10 protein-coding genes are annotated in these 10,272 nt (G+C 46.5%); 2 read left to right on the forward strand and 8 right to left on the reverse strand.

What is annotated here, in order from left to right:
* The 3 genes from ACTRWE_RS11850 to traL are packed head-to-tail and all read right to left on the reverse strand — an operon-like array spanning position 1 to position 1,785.
* Positions 1-897 (reverse strand): hypothetical protein, encoded by an 897-nt coding sequence (locus ACTRWE_RS11850; protein WP_462880074.1) that lies wholly within the window; start codon positions 895-897, stop codon positions 1-3.
* Positions 881-1,507 carry a TraE/TraK family type IV conjugative transfer system protein gene (locus ACTRWE_RS11855; protein ID WP_000667170.1) on the reverse strand — a complete coding sequence of 209 codons (627 nt, stop codon included), beginning with the start codon at positions 1,505-1,507 and terminating at the stop codon, positions 881-883. Before ACTRWE_RS11855 ends, ACTRWE_RS11850 begins: the two co-directional genes overlap by 17 nt.
* Positions 1,504-1,785: a type IV conjugative transfer system protein TraL gene (traL, locus tag ACTRWE_RS11860; RefSeq protein WP_000433891.1), complete on the reverse strand. Its 282-nt coding sequence runs from the start codon at positions 1,783-1,785 to the stop codon at positions 1,504-1,506. The genes ACTRWE_RS11855 and traL overlap by 4 nt, the downstream gene beginning before the upstream one ends.
* Before the next feature lie 288 nt (positions 1,786-2,073).
* On the opposite strand from traL, the gene ACTRWE_RS11865 reads away from it, so the two are divergent.
* Positions 2,074-2,661 carry a plasmid-related protein gene (locus ACTRWE_RS11865; RefSeq protein WP_462880075.1) on the forward strand — a complete coding sequence of 196 codons (588 nt, stop codon included), beginning with the start codon at positions 2,074-2,076 and terminating at the stop codon, positions 2,659-2,661.
* A 26-nt stretch (positions 2,662-2,687) separates the two neighbouring features.
* On the opposite strand, the gene ACTRWE_RS11870 is transcribed toward ACTRWE_RS11865, so the two are convergent.
* The 4 genes from ACTRWE_RS11870 to mobH are packed head-to-tail and all read right to left on the reverse strand — an operon-like array spanning position 2,688 to position 7,886.
* Positions 2,688-3,323 carry an IncC plasmid conjugative DNA transfer DtrJ family protein gene (locus ACTRWE_RS11870; RefSeq protein WP_462880069.1) on the reverse strand — a complete coding sequence of 212 codons (636 nt, stop codon included), beginning with the start codon at positions 3,321-3,323 and terminating at the stop codon, positions 2,688-2,690.
* Positions 3,310-3,870: a conjugative transfer protein gene (locus ACTRWE_RS11875; protein WP_323242469.1), complete on the reverse strand. Its 561-nt coding sequence runs from the start codon at positions 3,868-3,870 to the stop codon at positions 3,310-3,312. The genes ACTRWE_RS11870 and ACTRWE_RS11875 overlap by 14 nt, the downstream gene beginning before the upstream one ends.
* 9 nt (positions 3,871-3,879) lie before the next feature.
* Entirely contained in the window at positions 3,880-5,700 is a 1,821-nt protein-coding gene (traD, locus tag ACTRWE_RS11880) for a conjugative transfer system coupling protein TraD (RefSeq protein WP_462880070.1), read from the reverse strand.
* A gap of 47 nt (positions 5,701-5,747) precedes the next feature.
* Positions 5,748-7,886, reverse strand: a complete 2,139-nt coding sequence (gene mobH, locus ACTRWE_RS11885; protein WP_462880071.1) for a MobH family relaxase — start codon at positions 7,884-7,886, stop codon at positions 5,748-5,750.
* 95 nt (positions 7,887-7,981) lie between these two features.
* Between mobH and ACTRWE_RS11890 the strand changes: the two genes are divergently transcribed.
* A complete protein-coding gene (locus ACTRWE_RS11890; protein WP_115389085.1) occupies positions 7,982-8,284 on the forward strand; it encodes a hypothetical protein in 303 nt (100 codons plus the stop codon).
* 29 nt (positions 8,285-8,313) lie between these two features.
* Here ACTRWE_RS11890 and ACTRWE_RS11895 read toward each other — a convergent pair.
* The coding region (locus tag ACTRWE_RS11895) for a hypothetical protein (protein WP_462880072.1) at positions 8,314-10,272 on the reverse strand (1,959 nt) is incomplete at its 5' end.

Genomic DNA, 10,272 nt, shown 5'->3' on the forward strand with positions numbered 1-10,272 from the left:
TTATTCACCTCCCACAAGAAGCGAAGGTCGCAGACTTTCCACCGCTTCTTCACGATGATTGCGAACAACCACATACAACTCAGTCTTTTCACCCGGCAACAAGATATTGCGAGGCCAGTAGGCGCTTGCCACTATATCTGGTGCATGACAGGCTATTTCTCTGGCTTCTATCGGCTCATCGGCAAAGCTTTCAACCAGTCCTACATAGACGGTGAAGTAATGTCCCGTCACAATTTGCCCCTGCTTAAAACCAAACTTTAAGCCCGGCTGAAAACATTTCGGGCTTGTTTCAGTTTGGCCAGCTAAACGGATGTCATAGCCTTGTGGTAACTCATTTAGTGCAAGGCGTCTGAGTAAATCACGTAAGCTATCGACGTATGGCTGAGCCGTTTCCCAAGTGGCGGCTTTTCGGTTCACGACGCCCTTAATAGGCCACTGCTGACCATCAATAGCTAAGGTGATTTCACGCGGTGGAATACGACGAGGTACTAAGGTGACAGATAATGCGGGCGCTTCCTGACCAGGCGGAGTGATGTAAAGTGAAACCGGTGATTCTTTGTCAGTGGCTACATATACAACATTCCCCTTGATTTGCGTCTGAGCATCACTGGTTGTTCTCACCTGAGGCGATTCAAACGGCGTCACAATCCGATTCAGATGACCAAGTGCTACAGGGATCAGTTCATTTACCCCCGGTGTCATCAGTAGCGTTGTTGGCGCATCCGTTGCAACCGTATTGCTTTGAACCGGTGGATTTGCTGTAGCGGGCTGCTTCATCACACTGGCTGGCACAATCGGCAATTCCACGTCTGCATACGACGCTTGAGATAACAGGACGCCACTCAAGCACATTGCGATTAAGCTTGGTGTCATCAATCGACTAATTTTGGTTCGCATCATTCACCCTCCGGTTTTGCTCTTGGGTCAACTTTTCACGAACTCGCTTCGTTCTAGCTTGCCCTTCATACGTATCCATCCAACTGAGCTTTGGACGGTATTGCTCAATATCGATATCAAACTCATAGGTGCGAGTTTGGCGCTGTTCATCTCCAGATGGCCCTGAAACCAAGGAATAACCGGTCACAAAGACATGCCCGGTTTCATACTCATACTCCACTTGTCTGGGTTGGAATTTGAGCGTGACTCGGTCTTCCCGGATTTGTCTTGCCTGAATCTCCAGTGCATCGACCACTTGCTGGTACACCGCTGGAGAAAGTAGCGGCTCAATAGCAACCCGGATAAAAGACACATTACCCGGCGTCACGTTGCCCATAAGCTCAGCCAGGTAGAGCCCCCAGGATTCCAAGTAAGGCTGAGTAGCCTGGTTTCGTGACACTTCAGCCGTTTCAGACAAAGTTGGTGGTTGAATGGCTACCACGGTATTGCGAGAAAATGCCGCTACCGCAAGCAGCAAGTTAGATAGCACCAGCACTGCAATCAGGAACCGTTGCCATCGGTTCTCTAATTGCGTGCCTTGCCATGATTTTAAAAACACGTCGAACTTCACGGCAGATAGCTCCTGATAAATGGGTTAGGGATCGTCTTGGCTTTGGTTGGCAACAGTCCGGCCCAGTAGATGGCGTGAAGAATAAAACCATCTGGGCGACCATCACGAAAACGCCGATAGAGCTTGGTTGTCACCAACCCCAACAGGCATAAAACCAAGGCATTACCGGTAAAAATGCCGATCACTAGCCCCAACAGAATGGGAGCCATCTCATCGGCACTCCAAAGCAGGAAGTGCGGCGGGTCATCGATGTAGGATGGAATACTCACAGGTTCCATAGTCACTCCTCGTTGTTTGAATTGAGAAGTGAAGAATGCCTCGGGATTGGCAGCTTCAGTGGTCAGCTAGATGCCGAATTCTTGAATGTTTTGAGGGTTCTACTCAGACAATACTAATAATTGATCTTTTTAATGCAGTTGATATGATGGGGATATTGGTCGTGTCGAGACCAGCTGCCCACTTTAGCAAACCCGGACGGGACGACATGCATATCAAATTTATTTTTTGCTTAGGTTTTTTCTGCGACCTCGGCAGTGGGCACCGTATTCGCTAATAGGAGAAACTCAATGCAAATTACTAAAATCATTTCCTCTGCCACGGTTGAACGTTTAAAGCAAAAAGCACGAAAGCTTAAACGTGAAAAATCCATTACACACACTCAAGCACTCGATGAAATTGCAGTATCTGCTGGTTTTAATCATTGGCATCAGGTTGTACAAGCTAATGACGTACTGAAACCATCAGAAGTGGCATTATCTTCTGGGTGTGTCATGGCTTTTGATGTCAAAGATGGTATGGATGTCGATACCAGTGATGGGGTCTTAATTGAAGACCACTTCTTGGAGATGCTCACTGAAAAGCAGCTATTTGAAATTTATGCCAATTCCCCTGATGAGGACGACGAACAAAACAGACCGCTAAAAGAAACGCTATCGGATTCAGAGCTTGATGAGTACTTTCGAGATGATTGCTCATTCATGTACTTCCGTCTTGCCGAACCTCACGCAAACAAACCGCTGAAAGAAGTATTGGCTCTTATACGACAGTACTCGTTTTGGATGCCGCAATATATTTGGCTTCAAGGTCACCTTATTGATACTTATCATTTGCCAGCTGAAGACGAGAACGGCAATACCGTAGGCGTAAGGTTTTAGCTCTACAAGATGAGGCCTAACTGGCCTCATATCTTCTTCTGCAAGTGACTTAACGCCAACCCTGCCATCAATGCTAAACCGATGATCAGCGACGGTAACATCACAGGTGGAATGGCCAGCGGGGCGAACAATCCCATAAACAGCAAAATGACGCCTGTGCCCAGGATAATCATGCTGTAGCGGTGAATGATAGGGCTCGAAAAATCAAAGGTTGTTTTCTTAATCTTCCAGGTCATCAAGCCGTCCCACAGCGCCGGTAACATCAGAATAAGCGCAAAGGGCAACCAGACCATCAGCAAAGCAAATCGAGTGAACACTTGGTACAGCACATCAAAAAATGCCTGAATACGGTCTTCTACCCACACAAACCAAAAACCTCCCATGTTCTCCATCCCTTTAGAGCGCAGTCGCTGCTCTTCAGTGGGGATTAGAAAATCTCGCACAGATTGCTCCATCTGCGTATCCACAACCCATGACTGATACCAGCGATGGCTAGATTGACCAATCCAATAGCTTGTTTGTGCGCCCAATTGGTTTTGGATCATCTGCTTCTCTTTACTGATGACCCGGCCAGTCCAATCACCGGGCACTAAAACGCCAATGGCAATAATCTCTAGCATCAGTGCCAGACACAGCAGCCAAACCGACTTATGCTTGCTCATGCCAAACATCCTCTTCTACTCGGGCCAGCATGGCTGCAACGGTTGGCGTCATAATTCGGGCTTTAATCACTTGTTGAAGCCGCTTTGTCGTCGTATGACCACTGACATAACGCACATCGATGCGTCCTTCAGCCAGATACGCCATTCGATTTGGACGATTACGAATCCAGGTGTGGAAATAAACACCATCCACGGCGGCCCACTCGAAATGGTCAGGATCACGCAGGCGAATCCCTGTTAAAGCACTGGCGGCAGTCCAGGTAAGTGCCTCAATGAAATGCCAAAGGCGTACACTATCATCATCACAACTGACTTCTTCATAACTGCCCAAGCCATTGCACAGACACAAATCAAAGATGGAATGGCCATCTAACGTGAACGCATCCGTTAAGTAGTCCGCCAAGCAATACACCGAGGCCAAAGCATGAGGCCAGTCGGTTTCAAGCAGTCTTAAGGTTTCCTTGAACTGGGGGTTATGTTGCTGCCACTGAGCGATCATTTCTTTACTAGTAAGTGTTGTCATTTTCAGACAGACAGAATGATGCATACAGACTCCTTATGCTGCCTGTGTAGAGCTGGTTAAAATAGGAATGCGGCCTTTGATCACGCGGCCACCTGAAAGCTTGGCGATGTACTCTAGGTTGGGGAGCTGGCCTAATAACTGCGGTGGAAACATATCGCCTTCTTCCTCCATCAATCGTTCTCCGTGATTGCCGGTAAACAATGCTGGGCTGTCCGAGTTGGACGACATACCTTGAGTTTGCATGATGTACTGCAACCGAGTCTTAGGCAGATTGTCGGTAATGTACTGCTGCGTTTCGGCATCCATCACCCGAAGGGCTATCAAGTTATTGATGTTACCTAACACCTGGCGAGCCTTAGCTTCGCTGCCTGTACGAGCTGCAAAGTCAGCAAAGGTCTGAGTAGCAATCACACAACGCATTTTTGCGCCACGGCCTTTGTTGAGCAGTTGAATGAAGGGATCGTTGACGACTTCAGCCGCCTCATCGATGAAGATATTTACGGGACGATTTTCAACACCATAGTTATAGCGGTCACCGGCCACGGCGGTGAGATCCGATAAAAGCAACGAACCAATAGCGCTGCCAACCATGGCGTCGGTCAATGAATCCAAGCCTATATATGCCACTTGGGCATTGTTGATAATACGGCCAGAATCCGTAATTAACCGGCTGTCATCCACATCGTTTGCAATCGGTGATAGCAGTGGGCCAAGTTCACTTGATGTGAGCATATTGAGCACCGGCATCAATGAGGCCACCATCTTTGAATAGTGGGTTCTGTCATGTTCAAACATGCTCAAAAGGCCTTCCAAATCAGTATTGGCGGCAATGGGCTGAATGCGTTCGTAGTAGAAAAGCAGCATCGCCATGGCTTGTTTAGTCAAGGTGTTGGCCTTTTCGGTAAAGCGCTTGATCTCCACACTAAAGTTCGGATACACCTGCTCCCCCCAGGCCGTGACGGCTTTTACTACCAAGCCTTCTGGGCCACCTTCCAAGAATCGTCTCAGTGTTTTCAGATCAGGACGTTGTGACGTAAGCAACAAACCTTGCACTATGTTATTCAGTGCCATTTGGCCAAAGGCTTTAAATGGATCAGCACCGGTTTCGGATGGGATTAGTGCCGCAATACGGCTGGCAATTTCAGTACCCCGGTTAAAGTTTCTAAGAGGATTAAGACGTACTGAATGCTCTGGAAAACCCGGATGAAAATACACAAAGCGCTCAGGACTACCGGCGGCAATACAGGCTCGCTGCGCATTATCCTTAAGTTCCTTGTCTCCCTTGGGGTCAATAATAATCACGGCTTCATTGCGCAAAATGGCCTGAGTGATCATCGCATCAAAACATCGGGTTTTTCCGGCACCGGTCGTTCCGACAATTAAGGTATGCCCCTCTGTGTGACCAACTGGCTGGTACACATCTTCTTCTTTGGGCTCGACACCATGAATCCAGGTCGAACCCATTTGTTTGCCGTGACCTTGGTTAAGCAAGGTTTGCTTATCCCGCTTTAGGATTTCATAGGCGCGTTGGGCATGGCGTTGGTCCCACTCAAAGCCATAACCTAACCACAATTCATCAGGATGTTTTGCCATCACCTTTTGCAAATGCGACAGCTCCATAAAAGCCAATGGTTTTCCTTTTAGTCCCTTCTGCAACTTATAAAGACGGTAAGCCTCAGGCAGGCGATACAACGCCATGCCCGAGGAAACCCCTGTCATCCACCAAAATGGCTCAGGTGGTAGCTCAGTCAGCATTTCTGCGGCAATTGCCCCAGTTGCACCAACCAGCCAACCTGCTGCTGCCATGGCTTCATAGTTCGTGCGCCAGGGCATCTCGTATGCGTTTTCTTTCATTCATTCTCCGCAAAATAACCGTTTGCAATCGCTTAATTTCAAATGGATTAACGTTTAGCGTGAGCGGTAAACAGAACCGTTTCCCCCTCATAAAACTGGCATTCGTCACTGGCCGAGATCCCCCGAAGCAGCTGTCCGGCTGGAATACCATGCTCATTGGCGACTTGGCGTAAGGTTTTAATCGTGACGCGAATACCATCGGCACTATGATCCACGTCTGGGTAATCGCCATCGGTCAGTAAGATGGGCAAATCTTTCACAAAATTAACCATCTGTTGCCGCTGCGCGTGTTTGGGGTCTGTACTTGAGTTCGCATTGGCCGCAATCGGCTTTTGCTTACGTTCCGCTCTTGTGGCGGGCTCTTTTGCTTGGGCATTGGCTGTCTCAGTTCGACTAGGACGCTGTGAAGCCTCTTCGTTCTTAATTGCTACCGCCGCTTCTGCGTCTTGTTTGGAGAGGTCTATCAGTGCAGTTAGCCCTTTAGAAATCGATACCTTAAGCAGTAACCCTTGCTCCTGAACGCCATCTTTCGTTGTCACAGTTCTGGCCTTACGTGTCGGGTTTGCGGGATCTAGTTCAAGCCAATCTAATCGACTTAGTTCAGCAAGCAGTTTTCGGGGTGCACACCAAGGTCTTACGGCATCGGGATAGCGGATCAGTATCTGTTCACCAGCCATAATCAACGCACTGCTGGCCTCTGGGAGCCACGCCAAAGATTCAGGGAGATTAAATGCGTCTGCATCGTGCTGGTTTACGTTATTTGAGATAGCGGCATCGTTTGAATCGTTAGGCTTTTCGCATCCATCACCCGGAACATTTTCAGTTGCCTGAAGGTGATTAACATCACTGGCATGACGAAGTTCATCATCTTGTTCGGATGATTTTGTCGATGGCGACTCAGCCGAATTGCTGAGTTCAATTGATGATGACGCTTCAGGCAAGTCTAAATGCTCACTGGAGCGACTCTGAGGCTCTGCTTGTGTTTGCTGTGTTGCTTCCCACTCAGATTTGCTAAACAGTCTCACGCTACTTGGTACATTCGAGCTGAACAATAAATCGGCCTCAACTATATGCAGCATGGCTAACCAGATTGGCTTGTCGTCTTTGATCAGCACTTCAGGGGCAAGGCTTTCATATCGCTCATTTGAGGTGGATTTAGTGGCCAATCCTCGCTCAATGAGGATGTCCGCAAGGGTATCGGGATCTCGTGGAATGCCAGGTATCTTGTCTTTGGCCAACAGCTCAATGATGTCCTTAGCCGCGCTTTTCCAAACCAGGTAAAGATGGGTTGATTGATTGGATTTTCGTACCCAGACTCTGGCATCTCGCTGATTAACCAGCCATTGCGAACTGGCAAGTAATCGCCTCATGGCATCAAGTAGATAGCGTTCGACTGGGACACCAAGGGCATTGTCGTCAACGGAAATGCGTTGAGCTTTCAGGTCTCGCTGGACACTGGTTTGGTCAGCTTCAATAACCAATTTGGACAGGACATGCTCTGGATCGGTATTGCCAATTGCTTCCAGCATGGCTTGCAAAATTTCAGGGCCCGGTTGGGTTAACCAGGCGAGCAACTCAGGTGTCATCACCCGGTTTAATACCAAAATTGAAAATTGCTCGTGCCGCTTGCACCGTCCGTCGCGCCAGCGAATGAAATAGCGTTCAATGCTGTTGTTACTGGTCCACTGGGATAAGGTCTCTAAAAAAGGGTTCCACTGATAGCGTCCATCTTCGTCTGTAATGGACAAGTCTGAAACAGGCTTACCAATATCATGGAACAAACCGCCAAGAGCGGCCGCAACACGCCACCTTGGTTCCAGCTCTTTTTTTTCAACCGGTGTGCCGCTGGCAACAAAGATGATCCCTTCAGCAGCTTGTGCAGCCCAGAAAGCAACTTCCAACGAATGACGTAATAAACCACCAGCGCCACTGTGATGATGATGCTCAGAAGCTGGCAACAAATGAACATAAGCAGCCAGATGATCAATGCAGGGCTGAATTAGCCTTTGAAAATCACGCAGGTTAAAGCCAAGTACCTGGCGCAGTTTGGCAATTAGCTCGTCTTGTGTAGACTGCAAATCCTCGGGGGACGCAGCTGGCAACCCTTTCAGGAATGGCGGGTAGCGTGGAATTTCTGATTCAGTTGACTCAGTTTGGCGTTGCGACTTTAAAAATCTACTAAGCATAAATACCCCTACAAAAGTGGTATCATCCTTTGTAAATACCAATATCTGTCATCAGATAAATAATCGAATCTTTAAGCTATTTAAGTGGCAAAACTATGAAACAACTAAATACATACGATACAAAAGAAGAAGGTGAAGCGGCTCTTGCTAAAATCGATGAACCCAAGCGTCTTGCTAGCGAGCGCGATGCCACTGAAACGATTTATAACTTATTTGGAATTCCTAGCTGGGGAAATTTTTATAAGCTTGGAATGTTCAACCTGAACGAGCTAAAAGACATCATCCAGAAAAAGCAAGATGGGTTACCCTATGATGAAAAAAAGCATCGTGAGATCATCACGATGCTTCAGTATGTTGCTAAAAATTTCGAGTTAGAGATACCAACACATTGGATGTAATGAAGGGCTTTTCAGCCCTTCAGGCCTGCCTAAGCAACCATTTTTCTAAACAGCTTCTCTAAATAAACCGGTCCAGTATCTTCCATAAATAAAACATTACGCTCTTCAAGTTTATCTTTTGACTCAGATACGTTGATCAAATCCGAATGCAACGTTTCAGATACGATGAAAGCACTTAAGCTTAAGTCTTTATCAGCGAGCTTCGGCTCTAATGCTTTAATTTCAGAATACAATCCAAACTTAGCGTCATCTAAATTCAGGTTTCGAATACCTTTGGGATCAATAAGGCTAAGCCATTGCTTACCCGTCTTATCATCCACTAGCCATAATAGAAAATCAGGATAAAAGTTCCCCGCAGTTGCAAAACCTAATCCTTTTGATTTTGTATCAGCGTTACGTAGAAGATATAAGCTCTTATCACCGATGATGTCCTGGCCTTTTGGTGTTTCAATAAATGCCTCTAAATCTTGAATAAAAGTAATTTCACTTGGCGCATCAAATGCCATAGGTCGCATTTTTAAGGGCAAGTCAGCATTTTTTTCAATCGAGAGAAGTGGATAGTACAAATGCTTGTCAAAAGTCACAGCTACCATTCCCGGGGCATTCCATTCTTTAGCTTTGCCAATATCCCCTTTAGCAACGATATCCTGCAATTGCTCCAATCGCTGAGCATAATCCAAGCCGTTATCCGATTCCTCAATTTCAAAATGATACATTTTGATCATGCCTGGGTCGTCTTCCTGCACTTGCGTTACCTGATAGAATTGTCCTTCGTAAGCATTTTTCAACGCGTTATAAAATCGCTCTGTATAGTCAAGTAACAAGCGCAACATGATGACTTCTTGCTTCTTCACATCAGAAAATTGCTTGATGTCTAGCTCTGATTTCGGAATAAGCAGTGTGTACCACTTGTTTGAAAAACCACTATTCCCTAAACAAAAATCCATTAACCGTTGCTTATCAAGACGAAGATTCGACCAGCCTCGCTGCAATTTATAATCCTGAACTGCAAGATATAAGCGTTCAAAGTCGAATGCAGAAATCACTTTATAGTCGAGTTTACCTTCAAATCGAACATTGACGGGCGTGTTGTCGCCTTTTCTATTTGTATCAATGGATTCAAGCTTTGGATACAGGTCTAACTTCACATGAGGAAGTTTAATTTTCCCTTCGAACTCAGCAGGAACTTGATATAACTCAGGAAAATGAACACGCTTAAAGCCGTGCTTCTGATTATCTTTATACCCATCTTTCAATTTTAGCGTTTTCAACTTGGTTGTCGGTAAGTTAGGACGCGTTTCAAAATTCAGCTCTAATATTTCATCACTAGGAGTAATCCCCTCGTCTTCGAGATACTGCTTGAACGTTGCCATGTAATCGGCACGGACACCAAAAATATTTAAGGTTTCGAGCTTTTCTAAATGAATCCCTTTTGGCCGTTGACCCGGCGTGCTGCGTTTTAGCGAGTAGTCACGACCTTTTAAGCGGACACCACGGCCAAACAACTGAATGATCTGCGAACCTTCTCCGCGCCCCATATTCAATAGACCCATAGTTGATACACGCCAACTACTCCAGCCTTCGGTAAACTTACGTGAACCAATCAAGATATGCAGTTTCGAGTCTTTGTCATTCAGAGTGTGAAACAAGGTTTTAGCAAAATCATCACGTTGATAATCGAAGCTCTCATCCGCTTCACACATGGCATAGAGCGATGGTGAATCACCAATGTTAATCAAACCAAATGGCGCAGCTTCGCCAACTTGAAGAGCAAGCTCGCCTTTGCTACCAATTAGATTCAAAACCCTGAGGCGCTGACCTGAATGAGTTGTGTTGAATAACTTGGCAAGAATATCAGCGTAGATATCTTCAGGGCCATTCATCAAAGCAGTGAAACGCTTCTCAAAAATATTTCTGTCTTTGGTATCGAGAATCCTCGCTTTGTTATCCACAAGATCTTTTATCCAAGCTTTAGCTTGTGCTTCATT

The organism is Pseudoalteromonas sp. G5_S1_54_S4, assembly GCF_054968565.1.